General features: G+C 73.1%; 11 protein-coding genes. 3 read left to right on the top strand and 8 right to left on the bottom strand.

Features of this window, described 5'->3' with window-relative positions; all coding sequences use genetic code 11:
• Positions 1–4: 4 nt before the first annotated feature.
• The 8 genes from J4709_RS10615 to J4709_RS10580 all read right to left on the bottom strand — a co-directional run bounded on the left by J4709_RS10615 (position 5) and on the right by J4709_RS10580 (position 8,658).
• Positions 5–856, bottom strand: coding sequence for an inositol monophosphatase family protein (locus J4709_RS10615; protein WP_232383279.1), 852 nt, complete (start codon positions 854–856; stop codon positions 5–7).
• Positions 853–1,698 (bottom strand): HAD family hydrolase, encoded by an 846-nt coding sequence (locus J4709_RS10610; protein ID WP_307801137.1) that lies wholly within the window; start codon positions 1,696–1,698, stop codon positions 853–855. The genes J4709_RS10615 and J4709_RS10610 overlap by 4 nt, the downstream gene beginning before the upstream one ends.
• Entirely contained in the window at positions 1,695–2,819 is a 1,125-nt protein-coding gene (locus J4709_RS10605; RefSeq protein WP_208239629.1) for an ABC transporter ATP-binding protein, read from the bottom strand. The genes J4709_RS10610 and J4709_RS10605 overlap by 4 nt, the downstream gene beginning before the upstream one ends.
• A gap of 3 nt (positions 2,820–2,822) precedes the next feature.
• Positions 2,823–4,646, bottom strand: a complete 1,824-nt coding sequence (locus J4709_RS10600) for an ABC transporter permease (RefSeq protein ID WP_208239627.1) — start codon at positions 4,644–4,646, stop codon at positions 2,823–2,825.
• A 62-nt stretch (positions 4,647–4,708) separates the two neighbouring features.
• Positions 4,709–5,905: an ABC transporter substrate-binding protein gene (locus J4709_RS10595; RefSeq protein WP_208239625.1), complete on the bottom strand. Its 1,197-nt coding sequence runs from the start codon at positions 5,903–5,905 to the stop codon at positions 4,709–4,711.
• Between the two features lie 121 nt (positions 5,906–6,026).
• On the bottom strand, positions 6,027–6,686 hold the full coding sequence (locus J4709_RS10590) for a DUF47 domain-containing protein (RefSeq protein ID WP_208239623.1): 660 nt from the start codon (positions 6,684–6,686) through the stop codon (positions 6,027–6,029).
• On the bottom strand, positions 6,683–7,666 hold the full coding sequence (locus tag J4709_RS10585; protein ID WP_208239621.1) for an inorganic phosphate transporter: 984 nt from the start codon (positions 7,664–7,666) through the stop codon (positions 6,683–6,685). Before J4709_RS10585 ends, J4709_RS10590 begins: the two co-directional genes overlap by 4 nt.
• The gene (locus J4709_RS10580) at positions 7,663–8,658 is read right to left on the bottom strand and encodes a Gfo/Idh/MocA family protein (RefSeq protein ID WP_208239619.1); all 996 of its coding nucleotides are present in this window, start codon (positions 8,656–8,658) and stop codon (positions 7,663–7,665) included. Before J4709_RS10580 ends, J4709_RS10585 begins: the two co-directional genes overlap by 4 nt.
• A gap of 314 nt (positions 8,659–8,972) precedes the next feature.
• Here J4709_RS10580 and J4709_RS10575 point away from each other — a divergent pair, with 314 nt between their 5' ends.
• The 3 genes from J4709_RS10575 (at position 8,973) to J4709_RS10565 (ending at position 16,560) form a co-directional block, all read left to right on the top strand.
• Positions 8,973–11,900: an AAA family ATPase gene (locus J4709_RS10575; RefSeq protein ID WP_208239617.1), complete on the top strand. Its 2,928-nt coding sequence runs from the start codon at positions 8,973–8,975 to the stop codon at positions 11,898–11,900.
• A gap of 238 nt (positions 11,901–12,138) precedes the next feature.
• Positions 12,139–14,598, top strand: a complete 2,460-nt coding sequence (locus J4709_RS10570) for a M4 family metallopeptidase (RefSeq protein WP_208239615.1) — start codon at positions 12,139–12,141, stop codon at positions 14,596–14,598.
• 72 nt (positions 14,599–14,670) lie between these two features.
• Positions 14,671–16,560 carry a M1 family metallopeptidase gene (locus J4709_RS10565; protein WP_208239614.1) on the top strand — a complete coding sequence of 630 codons (1,890 nt, stop codon included), beginning with the start codon at positions 14,671–14,673 and terminating at the stop codon, positions 16,558–16,560.
• Positions 16,561–16,568: the final 8 nt, after the last annotated feature.

Genomic DNA, 16,568 nt, shown 5'->3' with positions numbered 1-16,568 from the left:
GCGCTCACCGGCCGGCCGCCGGGGCGAGCCCGGCGATCTCCGACAGCACCGACCCGGCGAGGTCGAACTCGCCGACGCACGCGACGTAGCCGGGCGCGTCCCAGTCGTCGCCGCCCGGTGCGCCGCCGAGCGGCAGGTACGTCCCGCCGGCCTGCCGGACCAGCAGCAGCCCGGCCGCCACGTCCCAGGCGTTGACGGACGTGCCGTACGCCGCGTCCGACCAGCCCGCCGCGACGTGCGCCAGGCACAGCGCCGCGCTGCCGGGGCGCCGCACGGTGGCGAACGACTCGACGAGCCGCGCGTAGTTGCGCAGCGCCGCGTCGCCCGCGCGCTTCAGCTCGCGCGCGTTGGGGTAGCCGGTGACGATCACGCCGGTCCGGTCCGCGGCCGCGCCGGCGGCGCGGATCGGCTCGCCGTTGCAGGTCGCGCCGTCGAGGGAGGCGGTGAACATGTCGTCGCGGACCGGGTCGTACACGACGCCCGCGACGACCTCGCCGCCCGCTACGGCCGCGATCGAGGTGCAGAAGAACGGCAGGCCGGCGGCGAAGTTCGCGGTCCCGTCGATCGGGTCGACGTACCAGCGGACGTCCCCGGCCTCGTCCTGGGCCCCGCCCTGCACGCCGCCCTCCTCGCCGACGACGACGCTGCCCGGCGCGTGCTCGGCGAGCACCTCGCGGATCGTCTCCTCGGCGGCCTTGTCGTGCACGGTGACCGGGTCGTGGAAGTCGCGCTTGAGCGCGACCTCGGGACGCGACCGGAACGCGCCGCGCAGCCGGTCGCCGGTGGCGCGCGCCGCGGTCTCGGCGATCCGCGCCAGCTCCCGCGACCCGGGCACGTCGATGTCCCTGCTGTTCATTCGTCTCCTTCGGCAGCGGTGGTGAGCAGGTCCAGCAGGCCGTGGCCGTCGTCGACGACGGCGTCGGGCCGGTAGCGGACCTCGTACGGGACGTCGTAGGTGCCCTTGGCGACCATCAGCACGTTGCCGCCGACGCCGGCGCGGTGCCCGCACACCACGTCCCGGTCGAAGTTGTCGCCGACGTACCAGGCGTCCTGCGGGTCGACGCCGAGGGCGCGGGTGGCGATCCAGATCATCTCCGGGTTCGGCTTCCGGACGCCGGCCTCGTCGCTGTACACCTCGATCGCGAGCTTCTCCGCCAGGCCCGTCGCCTGCGTGTAGTCGCGGTGCACCGCCCCGGACAGGGCGTTGCTGACGATGCCGACCGGGATGCCGAGCGCGGCGGCGCCGTCCAGCAGCTCGGGGATGCCGGGACGGGTGGCGCGGTCCTGCCGCAGCTCCCCCATCCGCTTGCAGAGCGGGGTGGCGTGCGCGACGACGAGCTGCCGAGCGGACGCGGGCCAGTCCGCGGCGACGTAGTCGCCCCAGAACGCGGTGTGCGTCATCTCCGGCGGCGCGTACGGCCGCGACATCGCGTCCTTCCAGCACTTGTCGGCGGCGGCGCCCGCCTTGATGTCGGTCTCCACGGCGGCGGCGTCGAGGTCGCGGCAGCCGGCGCGGGTCAGCAGCGCGTGCACCTCCTTGGCGAGCGCCGCCGACCACCCGGGCTTGCGGGACGTCTCGACCAGCACGCCGCCGAAGTCCAGCAGCAGCGCCCGCGGCCTGCGCATCGTCCGGTCCGAGAGGCGGCTCAGGTCACTCCGGCGGTCCAGGTCGCCGCGGCTGTTCAGGGCGTCGCTCACCGCGCGGCCCCGCGGACCGGCGCGACGGCCTCGTCCCAGGCGGTGGTCCGGGCGCCGTCCTGGCCGAACAGGTGCAGGTGCTCGGGCCGCGCCCAGCAGCGCAGCGCGTCGCCGGGGCCGGCGCCCGGGTCCTCGTGCGTGATCGCGAACAGCCGGGTGTCGTGGGCGCGCAGCTCGACCGTCCAGCTCGGGCCGGTCGGCAGGACGGTCTCGACGACGGCGTCCTCCGACCAGGCCGCGTCCGGGACCTCGCCGCCCTGCGGGACGAGCCGCACGGACTCGGGGCGGACGCCGAAGCAGCCGACCGCGCCGAAGTCGCCGCGCTTCTCGGCGAACCGCTGCAGCGACGAGGCGAGCCCCGCCTGCTCGGCGGGCACCATGTTCATCGGCGGGCTGCCGACGAACTCGGCGACGAACCGGTTCGCGGGCCGCTCGTACATCTCCATCGGCGGCGCCACCTGCTGCAGCTCCCCGTCGCACATCACCGCGATGTGCGTGGCCATCGTCATCGCCTCCATCTGGTCGTGGGTGACGAACACGACCGTCGCGCCCGTCTCGTCGTGGATGCGCTTCAGCTCGGTGCGCATCTCCAGCCGCAGCCGCGCGTCCAGGTTCGACAGCGGCTCGTCCAGCAGCAGGACGTCGGGGTCGACGGCGAGCATGCGGGCGAGCGCGACGCGCTGCTGCTGCCCGCCGGACAGCTGCGAGGGGTAGCGGTCCATGCAGTCGGCGACGCGGACCTTCTCCAGCGCCTCCTTCGCGCGGGCCTTGCGCCGCTCCGCCGGGACCTTGCGCATCCGCAGCCCGAACTCGGTGTTGCCGCGCACGGTGAGGTGCGGCCAGAGCGCGTAGTTCTGGAAGACCAGCCCCATGTCGCGCTTCTCCGGCGGGACGTAGACGCCCTTCTCCACCGAGTCGAGCACCCGGTCCCCCACGGTGATCTCACCGAGGGTCGGCTGCTCCAGCCCGGCGATCATCCGCAGCGTGGTCGTCTTCCCGCAGCCGGACGGCCCGAGCAGGCAGGTGAACGAGCCGTCGGGGATGGTGAGGTCGAGGTCCTTCACCGCCGCGTGCCCGCTGACGTAGTTCTTGACCACTCCGCTGAGCGTGATGGTCGGCATTGATCAACCTCCGATGCCCGAGGCCAGGCTGCTCTTGGTGAGCCGCTGGGCCAGGTAGGTCATGGTGAACGAGACCAGCGCGATGACGAGCACGACGCCGTTGGCGAGCTGGGTGTAGCCGTAGTCGACGAGGCCGATCGACAGCGTGGTGAGCAGCTGGGTGCCCGAGGTGGTCAGCATGATCACGATGCTGAGCTCCTTCAGGCCGGAGATGAACGGCAGCACCACGCCGGTGACGAGCGCGCCGCGCTGGATCGGGATGATGATCCGCACCATCCGGGTCGGCCACCGCGCGCCGCTGATCTGCGCGGCCTCCTCCGGTTCCCGGCCGAGCTGCATCATCGCCGCGATCCCCGACCGGGACGAGTACGGCAGGTGGGTGATCACCAGGACGACGACGAGCAGCGTGATCGTCCCGTACAGGGCGGGGACGGGGCCGCGCCGCACCGCGAACAGCGACAGGCAGGCGGCGGCGAACGCGATGCCGGGGACGAGGTAGGGCAGGAACGACACCTGCCGCAGGAACGTCGAGACGCGGCTGCCGTCGCTGCGCACCACCACGTACCCGATGAGCAGGCCGAGCAGGCCGCAGACCAGGGACGCGACGCCGACGATCCGCAGGCTGTTCCAGGCGGCCTCCCACAGCTCGCCGCCGCGCAGCACGCCGTGCGGGAACCCGACCGCGCCGGGGATGTGGCTGCCGAACCAGTATTTGAGGGTGAAGTTGCCGGCGTTGAACACGCCGGGCGTCTTGGTGATCGTGGACAGCAGCAGCGTCAGCACGGGCACGACGACGCTCGCGGCGAACACCGCCATGCCGGCCGTGAACGCGGGCCAGCGCCAGCCGCGCAGGTCGCTGCGCCGGTCCATCGCGCCCTTGCCGCCGACGGTGACGAACCGGCGCTGCTCGCGGACGAGCCGGGTGTCGATGAGCACCACCATCACGCCGACCAGCACGATCACGCCGGCGAGCGTCGACGCGACGCCGGTGCTGCGGTCCCGGATCGCGTGGTACAAGCTCGTCGACAGGACGTTGTAGTCGCTGGGCAGCCCGAGGATGTACGGGGTGCCGAACGTGCCGAGGACGCGGCCGAGGACGAGCAGCACCGCCGACGACAGCGCCGGCATCATCAGCGGCAGCGTGACGCGGCGCAGCACCGTCCGGCCGCCGGCGCCGAGGATCCGCGCCGAGTCCTCCAGCTGCGAGTCGATGCGGCGCAGCGCGTTCCCGAACAGCAGCAGCACGAACGGGTAGTAGTGCAGGCCCAGGGTGACGATGATCGGCAGCGGGCCGTAGGCGAGCCAGTCGGGGGTGTGGATCCCGGCGCCCTGCAGGTAGCCGACCTGCCCGCCGGAGCGCTCGTTCTTGAACAGCGTCAGCCACGCCAGCGCGAACGTCCAGGACGGCAGCATGTACGGCACGACGAGCGCGCCGGCGAGGAACTTGCGGCCCGGCACGTTCGTCCGCGTCACCAGCCACGCCATGGACCCGCCGACGACCAGCGCGAACACGATGACGCCGACCGCGACGAACAGGGTGTGCCACAGCGGTTCCCAGAACAGCAGCTTGCTGACGGGCGAGCGGAACACCCGCCACAGGTAGTAGCTCGTCCACGAGCCGGGGGCCTGGCCGGAGCGGGCCTCGTCCCCGTACTGGACGCGGCCCGCGTCGGAGATCACCGACACCAGCGGCGCGATGACCAGATACAGCAGGACGAGGCTCATCACTATGCCGAGCAGCACGGTGGGATCGCGCAGCAGCACGCGGGCCCGGTAGAGCACGCGCCGGCCACGTGACGCCGGCCGTGCGGAGGCGGCGACCGCCATGGAAGGTTCCTCCGGGGGTGAGGGGGCCGGCGGGCCACCCACTGGTGACCCGCCGGAGGGCGTCAGTGGTGGTTGAGCCGCCAGAAGTCCTTGATGTCCTGGCGGGCGCGGAAGTCGGCGATCAGCTGGCTCGACGAGAACCGGTACAGCTGGTTGTTCCAGTCGGTCAGCCCGGGCGGGTTGTTCCTGCTGACGCCGACCGCGTCGTTACCGGACACGCCGCCCGCATGGGCCTCCAGGTCGAAGCCCTCCTTCTCCATGGCGAAGTGCACGAAGAGCTTGGCGGCGTTCGGGTGCTTGGAGCCGGTCGCGATGGTGGCGAACTTCGGGTAGGCGAACCCGGCCCACGGGTTCATGCCCTCGCAGACCTTCATCTGGTAGCCCTTCTCCTCCACGTCGCGGAACTTGGCGATGGAGAACAGGCCGATGCGCTGCTGCGTCTGGTTGGGGGCGGCGACCCCGGCGGCGACGTCCTCGTCCTCGGTGGTGAGGACCGGGGAGTTCTGCGCGAACCGCTTCACCCACTCGTGCGCGGGGTCGTCCTCGGACAGCTTGAGCTTGCCCTTGCCGAGCTGCTCGTAGGCTGCGCCGAGCTTGTCGCCGCTCTGCGCGGCCATCTGCGTGAACCACTGGGTGAAGACCTCCTTGCCCAGCGGGTCCTGCAGCATCACCTTGCCCTTCCACTTGGGGTCGGTGAGGTCCCAGATGTTCTTCACCGGGCAGCCCTGCGGGCTGAGCTTGGAGTTGTAGACGAACACGTACGCCTTGGAGATCATCATCAGCGGGTTGCGGTTCGCCTCGCTGATGTGCGGCGCGAGGTCCGGCGGGATCCAGGTCTGGACGATCTTCTGCGGGAGGAGCTGCCCGACGAGCATCGGGCCGTCCTCGAACAGGTTCACGTCGATCGTGACGTTCTTGGCCTGCGACTCGCGGGTCATCTTCTCGGCGGTGTCGGCGGCCTTGGACTTCACGCCCTCGGCCTTGATGCCGTACTTCTTGGTGAACGCCGCGGCCATGTCCTTGACGTCGCCGCTGCCGTCGTAGGCGAGCACGCTGCCCTCCTTCTTGGCGGCGGCGACGAGGTCGTCCAGATCGAACGACGCGGCGTCCTGCACGGTGACCGACGGCAGCGGCGTTCCCTCGCCGCCGGCCTGGCCGCTGGTGGACGGCGCGCAGGCGCTCAGCAGCGCGGTGGCGACGGCGGCGGCGGCCGCGGTGCCGGCCCTGGCGCGGCGGCCGGCGGGAATGGTGCGGATCATGTGGGCTCTCTCCTCGGTGTGCATCCGCGGGCCCCCGACCTGCGGCTCTTCTGCGTGGCGCGGGGTCAGCGCCGTTCGAGAGGGGACGACCCCCCACGCCCCCAGCTCGACTGCGTCGGCATCAGTGACTTCTCTTGAGCATCGCGTCGGACAGCGCGTCCGCCGCCTCGCCGAGGCGGCGGCCGACCGCGTCCAGCCGGGCGAGCAGCTCCCGGCAGCGCAGGACGTCGGTGCCGGGAGGTCCGGCGAACAGGCGGGCCAGCTCGGCCTGCCTGGCCTCCCGGACCCGGTTGCGGGCCTTGCGCGCGCCCAGCGCCGCGAGGGTGACGGCGGCGGGCTCGGCGAGGACCTTCCGGACGGCGCCGTCGAGGGCGGTCAGCCCGTCGAGGACGGCGTCCAGCGGTGCGAGGGTGAAGCCGAGGTCGGGCGGGCCGAACAGGTCGGCCTCCCGGACGAAGTCGCGGAGGTTGTCCAGGACGTCGTCGATGGACCGGGACAGCCGGTAGAGGTCCTCCCGGTCGATGGGGGTGGCCAGCACGTCGCGCAGCAGCGCGGCGAGCGCGGCGCGCTCGGCGTCGCCGGCGTGCTCGATCTCGGCCATCCGGGCGCGGGCGTCGGCCGGGCAGGTGCGTCCGGCGGCCATCTCGCGGGCCAGCCCGGCGCCGTCGCGGACGGCGCGGAGCTGCCGTCCGACCTGGTCGATCACCCGGTTCCCGGACCGGCCGCGCAGGTCGTCCCAGACGAGCCGGAAGCGGCGCGCGGGCCGCACCGCGGCGCTCACAGCGCCCTCGCGGCGAGGCCGCCGGCCGCGCCGGCGGCGAACGCCAGCGGCAGCGTGAACAGCCAGGCGGCGCCGATGCCGAGGACGTGCTGCCAGCGCACCCGGGACGCGCCCTCGCTGGCGGCGACGCCGACGACCCCGGCGGTGACGGACTGGGTCATGCTGACCGGCGCGCCGGCGAGCGAGCTGGCGGTGACCGACGCCGCGGCCGCCGCCTCGGTGGACACGACGTGCAGCGGGCGGGCGAGCACGAGGCCGCGTCCGAGCCGCTCGCCGACGCGGTGCACGGCGCTGAGCGCCCCGGCGCAGAACACGACGGCGATCAGCAGCAGCATCAGCGGGGCGGGCTGGACGGGCCCGACGGCGCCGAGCCGCCGCGCCGCCACGACCTGGCGGGCGACGCCGACGACGGCGAGCATCTTCTGCCCGTCGTTGGCGGCGTAGGCGGCGCACTGGGCGCCGTAGGCGACGACGTGGGCGGTGCGGACGGCGCGCGGCATGCCGGCGAACGAGGGGACGCGGCGCGACGCGAGCCCGAGGCCGTAGCCGACGGCGGATCCGACGAGCGGCGCCGCCGCGCCGATGAGCAGCACGGTGGCGAGGCCGGCCCAGGAGACGTGCAGGCCGAGGCCGAGGCAGGCGCCGCCGATGCCGCCGAGGACGGCGAGGGTGAGGCTGGTCGGCAGCCCCCTGCGGGACAGCAGCCCGACGACGCCGAGCGCGACGGTCACGCCGAGCAGGAACGCGACCGCGCCGTGCCGGTCGCCGAGGTCGGCGAGCCGCTCGGTGAAGGTCCGCGCGACGGCGGTCCCGACCAGCTGCGGGACGAGCACCAGCGGCGCCAGCACGAGCAGCATCAGCAGCGGGGCGGGCGAGCGGGGGTAGCGGCCGCTCAGCCCGAGGAGGGCGGCGCCGTCGTTGACGCCGGTGACCCAGACGAAGGCGAGGGCGACGGCGCCGAACGCGATGGCCCAGATCATCGCAGTTCCGCCGGCCTGACCTGGCGTTCCTCGTGCAGGGAGAGCGTGGCGGCCTCGGCGACGAGCAGCGCCTCGAGGGCCTCGTCGATGGTGCAGGGGCTGTCGGCGTGCCCGCGCGCCACGTCTAGGAACGTTCCAATCTCGCTCGCGTAGGCGGGCTCGAACCGGTCCCAGAAGTTGGTCCACGCGTCCCCGGACGGCCAGTCGACGCCCGGCTCGGCCGACCGCAGCGCCGCCCGCTCGTCCAGCCCGACCACCCACGTCCCGGCGGTGCCGGACAGCTCCATCCGCACGTCGTAGCCGGCGCCGTTGTAGCGCGAGCCCTGCATCGTCGCGATGGTGCCGTCGTCCAGCACCATGACGGCCGCGCTGGTGTCGACGTCCCGCGCGTCCGCGAAGTAGCCGTCGCCGCGGTTGGCGCCCACCGCCGTCACCGACGCGACCTCGCGGCCGGTCACCCAGCGCAGGATGTCGAAGTCGTGGATGTGGCAGTCCCGGAAGATCCCGCCGGACGAGGCGACGTACTCGGCGGGCGGCGGCGCCGGGTCGGCGGTGACGAGGTGGACGCGGTGCAGGTCGCCGAGCCGGCCGTCCAGCACCGCCTGGCGGGCGGCGGCGTACCCGGCGTCGAAGCGGCGCTGGAAGCCGATGTGGACGGGCACGCCGGTCTTGGCGGCGCGGTCGCGCACCTCCAGGGTCGTGCGCAGGTCGGGGGCGACGGGCTTCTCGCAGAACACCGGGACGCCCGCCTCGCAGGCCCGGACGAGCAGGTCGGCGTGGGTGGCGGTGGGCGTCGCGATGAGCACCGCGTCCAGGCCGGCGGCGAGGACCGCGTCCGGATCGGCGGCGCGGGCGCCGAGCGGGCCGGCGAGGGCCTCGGCGCGGCGGGCGTCGGCGTCGCCGATCACCAGCTCCGCCACCAGCGGATGACCGCTCAGGAACCGGGCGTGCCATGCCCCGATCCGTCCCGCGCCCAACAGTCCGACCCGCATGGTGTGCCTCCAATGGCCCGGTCGAGGGGATGACGCGTCACGTGGTGTTCAGCGGGTGTTCACCCTCTGTTCACCTTCTCGTCATCTGCATGTGGCTTGGGGCACAGTTGTATCCGCAGCGCGGGGGTCAGTCAATACTTTGTTCTTACATATGGACGTATTGACTTGAGGTCATGGTCGCGGCCCGGGGCGTTCGGGGAGGTCGGCGGGGGCGGCCGCGGCGGGCCGCCACCGGGATCTTGACTGCCGTTGCGGGGCGGGTTACCGTCCGCGACGGGTTCACACGCCGACCCAGGCGGTGCGGAGGCCACGCGATGAGGCATGCGATCCGGCCGACCGGCGGTGACGCGATGGGCATCGTCCCACCTGCGCGTCCTCCGGGAACAGACGGGGAACGGCTGCGCCGCGTCCGCGGCGCTCCGGCGCCGAGCCGGGCGAGCGTGCTGGCCGACGTGCGCGGGCACCTCGCCGGGGGCGGCGGCGCGCTGCTCGTCGGCCCCACCGGGATCGGCAAGTCCACGCTCGTGTCGACGCTCGCCGACGAGTACGCCGCGGCCGGGCACCGGGTGTTCGCGTGCTGCCCCGCCGAGACCGAGCGGCACCTGCCGTTCCTCGGCCTCATCGACCTGCTCGCGCAGGGCGCCGACGAGGTCGTCGAGCGGCTGCCCGAGCCGGAGCGGCGCGCGCTGCGCTCCGCGCTGCTGCTGCACGACGTCCCGATCGGCGAGCGGGACCTGCTGTGCCTGCGGCTCGGGGTGCTGCACACGCTGCGGACGCTGTGCGCCGACCGGCCCGGGCTCGTCCTGGTCGACGACGCGCAGTGGCTGGACCAGCCGACCGGCGAGCTGCTGGCGTTCGTCGCGCGGCGGGCCGGGCGGCTCGTCCCGCCGCTGCGGATGGTCGCCTCCGTCCGGGCGTCGTTCGGCGACCCGCGCGGGCCGGCCGGGCAGTGGCGGGACGCGGCGGGGCTGTGCCCGAAGCCGGTGCTGACGGTGAAGGTGCCGCCGATGTCGGCGGCGGAGCTCGCGGCGCTGCTGGCGGACCGGTTCGGCCGGTCCTGGCCGCGCTCGCAGCTGGCCCGCATCCACCGGGTGAGCGGCGGGAACCCGTTCTTCGCCGTGGAGCTGGCGCGCAGCGCGGCGGAGAGCGGCGCGCTGGAGGACGGCCGCGCGCTGCCGATCCCGCAGAGCCTGTCGGTGCTGATCCACAAGCGGGTGAGCGCGCTGCCCCGCGCGACCCGCGAGGCGCTGCTGATGGCGAGCGCGGCGAGCCGCCCGTCGGTCGAGCTGCTGCGCCGGGCGGGCGGCGCGGACCTCGCCGAGGCCGAGCGGCAGGGCATCGTGGACGTGGACGCCGGCGGGCAGATCCGGTTCACCCATCCGCTGCTGTCGGCCGTCATCTACGCCGAGGCGGAGGCCGCCGAGCGCAAGGCGGCGCACGCGGCGCTGTCGCAGGCCGTCCGGGACCCGGTGGAGCGGGCCCTGCACCTGGCGAAGCTGACGTCGGGACGGGACCGGCGGATCGCCGGGACGCTGGAGGACGCCGCGGCCGTGGCGCGCCGCCGCGGCGGCCTGTCCACCGCCGCGCACCTCGGCGAGCTGGCCGCCGACCACACGCCCGAGTCCGAGCGGGACGCCGAGGCCGGGCGGCGGCTGCGCGCGGCGGAGGACGCGGTCGCCGCGGGCGACTACCCGCTGGCGCGGCGGCTGGCGCACCTGGTGCTGGAGACGACCGCGCCGCCGCGGGACCGGGTGCGCGCCTGGATGGCGGTGATGGACTCCTCCGGCCAGGCGCTCGCCGAGGTGGAGGAGGTGTTCCCGCGCGCGATGGAGGACGCGCGGGGCGAGCCGGAGCTGCTCGCGCCGCTGCACTACCGGCTGAGCTGGCGGGCGTGGATGGTGCTGGGGTCGGCGGAGGCCGCGCTGGAGCACGCGCGCCGGTCCGCCGAGCTGGCCGCCGTCGCCGGTGACCGGGCGACGGAGCTGCTGGCGCTGACCAAGCAGGCGAACATCGAGTTCTTCCTGGGCCGTCCCGAGGGCGAGCAGACGCTGCGCCGCGCGCTCGCCGACCCGCAGGAGCCGCCCGTGATGTGGCACCACAACGGGCCGGTCTTCCTCAAGCACCGGCACCACCTGCTGCACGACCGGCTGCAGGAGGCCCGCAACGAGCTGCGGACGCTGATCTACGGCGTCCGCCAGCGCGGCGTGGCCGAGAGCCTGTGCCTGAGCCAGTCCTGCATGAGCCAGGTGGAGATCCACCGGGGCCGCTGCCCGCAGGCGCTGACGCTGGCCCGCCAGAGCCTCGACCTCGCCGAGGACTCCGGGCTGAGCCAGGGGCCGTCGTGGTACGCGCTGGCGCTCGCGGAGGCGGCGGGCGGCGACCTCGAACGGGCGCTGGCCGCGGCGGAGCACGCGCTCCAGCACAGCGAGAGCGACGGCGACCTGCTGTTCCTGCCGCGCGCGCTGCACGCGGAGGCGCACGTGCGGCTGCGGCTCGGCGACGCCGCCGCGGCGGCGCGGATCCTGGAGCGGGTCCGGCTGATGGAGACGTCGCAGGGGCTCGGCGACCCGGCGGTGCGGCGCTGGCACGCCGACCTCGCCGAGGCCCTCGTCGGCGTCGGGCGCACCAAGGACGCGGCGGAGGTGGTGGCCGAGGCGAGGGCGCAGGCGGCGCGGCTCGGGCGGCGCAGCGTGCTGGCGGTGCTGGAGCGTTCGTCCGCGCTGGTGCGCGCGGCTGAGGGCGACTACGGCGCCGCGCTGGACGGGCTCGTCCGCGCGGTGGAGCAGTCGCAGGCGCTCCCCTACCGGCTGGAGGAGGGCCGGGCCTGGCTGGAGCTGGGGTCGCTGCGCGCGCGCACGGGCGACGCGGAGACGGGACGGGCCGACCTGCTGCGCGCCCGCACCATCTTCGCCCGGGCGCAGGCGCGGCCTTGGCTGGAGCGGGTCCAGGACGAGCTGCGCGCCCTCGAACACAGCAGGCACGAGCACACCGCCCCGGAGCACGGCAGGCCCGACCGCCGCGAATCCGCCCGCCGGCCCGCGGGCGCCCACCCCCTGGACGTGCTGACCGACATCGAGCGCGAGGTGGCCGTCCTGGTCGCCGAGGGCGCGACCAACCGGGAGATCGCGTCCCGGCTCTTCCTCAGCGTGAAGACCGTCGAGGCGGCCCTCACCCGGACGTTCCGCAAGCTGGGCGTCCGCTCCCGGGTGGACGTCGCGCGGGTCGCGGTGTCCGGCCGCTGACCTGGGGATTCTCTGTTCCTTTCGGGCTCGTCCATGCGGCTCGCCCGGCGGCATAGGGATATCCCTATGCGTTCGCCGTGAGGCTTCTGCAAACCCTCAATAATCCACAGACTCGCGCTTGTCCGTGATGCCCCACTTATCACGAAACGCAGTGAAGGGAGCGGATGCCGCGGCATCCGGACGTCCACCCCCGTCACCACGGGATACCCGCTTCAGTGGTGAAAGGACGACCACCCCCATGTCCCAACGGACCATCGCGATCGCCTCGTCGGCGGCCGCGCTGATCGCCCTCACCGGCGTCGCGGTCGCACCGCAGGCCGCGGCGACCCCGCGGCCCACGCCCAAGGCCAAGACCCAGCCCGCCGGCCCGAACGCCTTCACCAAGGCCGACTTCACGCTCAACCCCGCGCCGTCCACGCGCAAGAAGGCCATCAAGAACGCGCAGAAGGCCCTCGACGCCCACGGCACCCGCGCGCACCGCGCGAGCGGGCAGTCCTTCAAGGTCCGGACGGTCGCCGTCAGCCACGACGGCGCGGCCGACGTCCGCTTCGACCGGACCTACAAGGGGCTCCCCGTCTACGGCGGCGACCTCATCGTCCACCTCAAGCCCAACGGCTCCTACCGGACGCTGGAGACCGCGTCCGACACCTCCGGCGCGATCCGCACCACCCCCGCCATCGGCTCCCGCGACGCCGCCGCCCTCGCCCGCAAGCAGCTCAAGGGCACGGTGTCGTCGGTCTCCGCGCCCAAGCTGGCGATCAAGATGGAAGGCCGCTCCGCCACGCTGGTCTGGGAGACCGTCGTGTCCGGCGTCAAGGCCGACCAGACGCCCAGCAAGCTGCACGTCATGGTCGACGCCCGCAAGGGCAAGGTCGTGCAGAGCAGCGACGAGATCGACACCATCGCTCCCGCCGGCGTCCACGCCGCCGCCCCCGCCGCTCCCGCCGCCCCGAAGACCGCTTTCACCACCGGGTCCGGCCACGGCATCTACGTCGGCACCGTCAACCTCGACCTCACCCAGTCCGGCAGCACGTGGACGATGAAGGACCCGTCCCACGGCAACGGCTACACCACCAACCTCAACCACGCCACGTCCGGCACCGGCACCACCTTCAGCAACACCACCGGGACGTTCGGCAACGGCTCCAACAGCGACCCCGCGTCCGCCGGCGTCGACGCCCACTACGGCGCCGCGATGACGTACGACTACTACAAGAACGTCCAGGGCCGCAGCGGCATCTTCGGCGACGGACGCGGCGTCCCCTCGCGCACCCACTACGGCAACGCCTACGTGAACGCGTTCTGGGACGGCACGCAGATGACCTACGGCGACGGCGAGAACAACGCCCGGCCGCTGGTCGAGATCGACGTCGCCGGCCACGAGATGAGCCACGGCGTCAGCGGCGCCCTCACCGGCTGGGAGGAGAACGGCGAGACCGGTGGGATGAACGAGGGCACCAGCGACATCTTCGGGACGATGGTGGAGTTCTACGCCAACAACCCGGTCGACACGCCCGACTACACCATGGGCGAGCTCATCAACATCAACGGCGACAACCAGCCGCTGCGCTGGATGTACAACCCGTCGCTCGACGGCAACTCGCCCAACTGCTACGACAGCAACAACGGCAGCCTGGACCCGCACTACTCGCTCGGCCCGCTCACCCACTGGTTCTTCCTCGCCGCCGTCGGCAGCGGGGACCACGGGTACGGCAACAGCCCGACCTGCAACAACTCCACGGTCACGGGCATCGGCAACGACAAGGCCGCCAAGATCTGGTACAAGGCGCTCGCGTCCTACGCCAACAGCAACGAGAACTACGCGCAGGCGCGGACCGACTCGCTGAAGGCCGCGGCCGACCTGTACGGCACGCACTGCACCGAGTACAACACGATCAACGCGGCGTGGGCGGCGGTCAGCGTCACCGGCTCCGACCCCGTCCCGGGCACCTGCCCCGGCCAGGGCGGCGGCCCGTCCGTCACCAGCCCCGGCGACCAGACGAGCACCGTCGGCCAGGCGGTGAACGTGCAGATCAAGGCCAGTGACCCGAACGGGCAGACGCTGAGCTACAGCGCGACCGGGCTGCCGGCCGGGCTGTCGATCAACGCGAGCAGCGGCGTGGTCTCCGGCACCCCGACCACGGCGGGCACCAGCACCGTCACGGTCACCGCCAAGAACACCTCCGGCCAGACCGGCACGGCCACCTTCAACTGGACGGTCAACCCGCCCGGTGGCGGCGGCTGCACCGCGCCCGGCGACAAGGTGTCCAACGGCGGCTTCGAGAGCGGCACCACGCCGTGGACGACCTCGTCCGGGGTCGTGTCGGCCAACGGCAGCGGCGAGAGCGCGCACTCGGGCACCCACTTCGCCTGGTTCGACGGCTACGGCCAGTCCCACACCGACTCGGCGACGCAGTCGGTGACGATCCCGGCGAACTGCAAGGCCACCCTGACCTACTACCTGCACATCGACACCGACGAGGCGCCCGGCACGGCCTACGACAAGTTCACCGTCAAGGCCAACGGCACCACCGTCGCGTCCTACTCCAACGTCAACGCCAACTCGGGCTACGCGCAGAAGAGCGTCGACCTGTCCGCCTACGCGGGCAAGACCGTGACGCTCTCCTTCTCCGGCACGGAGGACGCCTACCTCCAGACCAGCTTCGTCCTTGACGACGTGGCCGTGACCGCCGGCTGACGCCCCGACAACCCCGCTCTGTCGCCGGTCCCCGCCCCCGGGGGCCGGCGACAGTCGTCAGCAAGGAGCACCATGACCAGCAGACTCCTGGCCGCCGCCACCGCCGTGGCGACCGCGGCGGCCGGCCTCGCCGCGGCGGTCGCGCCCGCGCACGCGGCCCCGCCCGCACACGCGGCCCCGCCCGCGCAGGCGGCGCCTCCGGCCCGCACCCTCACCGACTGCTCGTCCGCACAGGTCGTCTCGAACGGCGGCTTCGAGAGCGGCACGTCGCCGTGGACGACCTCGTCCGGCGTCGTGTCCGCGAACGGCAGCGGCGAGAGCGCCCACTCCGGCACGCACTTCGCCTGGCTGGACGGCTACGGCTCGTCCCACACCGACACCGCGTCCCAGTCGGTGACGCTGCCCGCCGGCTGCAAGGCGACCCTGTCGTTCTACCTGCATGTCGACACCGACGAGTCGCCCGGCACCGCCTACGACAAGCTCACCGTGAAGATGGGCGGCGACACCGTCGCCACCTACTCCAACCTCGACGCGAACTCCGGCTACGTCCAGAAGAGCTTCGACGCGTCCGCCTACGCGGGCAAGACCGTCACGCTCTCCTTCACCGGGACGGAGGACTCCGGCGCGCAGACCAGCTTCGTCCTGGACGACGTCGCCCTCGACGTCTCCGGCGGCGGCACCACGCCCCCGCCCACGGGCAACGGCACCCGCACCCCCGACTCGCAGTCCTACACCGTCAACCTCACCAGCGACTCGTCCGGCGCGAACTGGCAGGGCCACGAGTCGGTCGCGTTCACCAACACCGACTCCGCGCCGCTGTCGGAGGTCTACCTGCGGCTGTGGGACAACGCCCACGGCAGCTGCCCGTCCAGCACCCCCATCAGCGTCACCAACGTGACGGGCGGGACCGCGTCCGCGCTCTCGGTCGGCTGCACCGCGATGAAGGTGACGCTGCCGAACCCGCTGCCGCAGGGCCAGAGCGCCACCGTCGCGTTCGACCTCGGCATCGCCGTCCCGTCCGGCGCCGACCGGTTCGGGCGCGACGGGGCGTACAACTTCCTCGGCAACGCGCTGCCCGTCCTCGCCGTCCACGACGGCGACGGCTGGCACCTCGACCCGTACACCAACAACGGCGAGTCGTTCTACGGGCTGGCGAGCGACTACAAGGTGACGCTCGACCACCCCAGTTCCCTGGCCGTCCCCGCGACGGGCACGTCCGTGGACACGCCCGGCTCGTCCGGCCGGACGGTCACCACGGCGACCGCGGCGCACGTCCGCGAGTTCGCGTGGGGCGCCGGGCCGTTCTCCAAGCTCTCCGCCACCTCGCCGAACGGCGTCAAGGTGAACATGTACTGGGTGAGCGGCATCAGCCAGTCCAGCGCCCAGCAGATGCTGTCGCTCGCCACCGACGCGATCGACGCCCACTCCGGCCGCTTCGGCGCCTACCCGTACGGCGAGGTCGACGCGATCCTCGACAACAACTTCTGGTTCGGCGGAATGGAGTACCCGGGCTTCGTCCTCGACCTGGTCAGCAACGTCGCCCTCCCCCATGAACTGGCCCACCAGTGGTGGTACGGGATCGTCGGCGACGACGAGTACAACCACCCCTGGCTGGACGAGGCGTTCGCCGACTACTCCACCGACCTGTACCGCGGCATCAGCGGCGCGGGCTGCTGGAACAGCGTGTCGTGGGCGTCGTCCGACGAGAAGATCACCAACTCGATGGCGTACTGGGACGCGCACTCGTCCCGCTACTCCACCGTCGTCTACGACTACGGCAAGTGCGCCCTGCACGACCTGCAGCGCGTGATCGGTGACTCCGCCATGGCGAACCTCCTCAAGACCTACGCCAAGAGCCACTGGTACGGCATCTCCACCACCGCCGAGTTCAAGAAGGCCGCCCAGGCGGCCACCACCACCGACCTGACGTCCTTCTGGACCCAACACCGCATCGAAGGCTGACCCCACCT

Source organism: Actinomadura violacea (genome assembly GCF_017573465.1).
Classification (GTDB): Bacteria; Actinomycetota; Actinomycetes; order Streptosporangiales; family Streptosporangiaceae; genus Spirillospora; species Spirillospora violacea.
The sequence above is the reverse complement of the archived record's forward strand: the minus strand, read 5'-3'. Positions and strand labels throughout refer to the sequence as shown.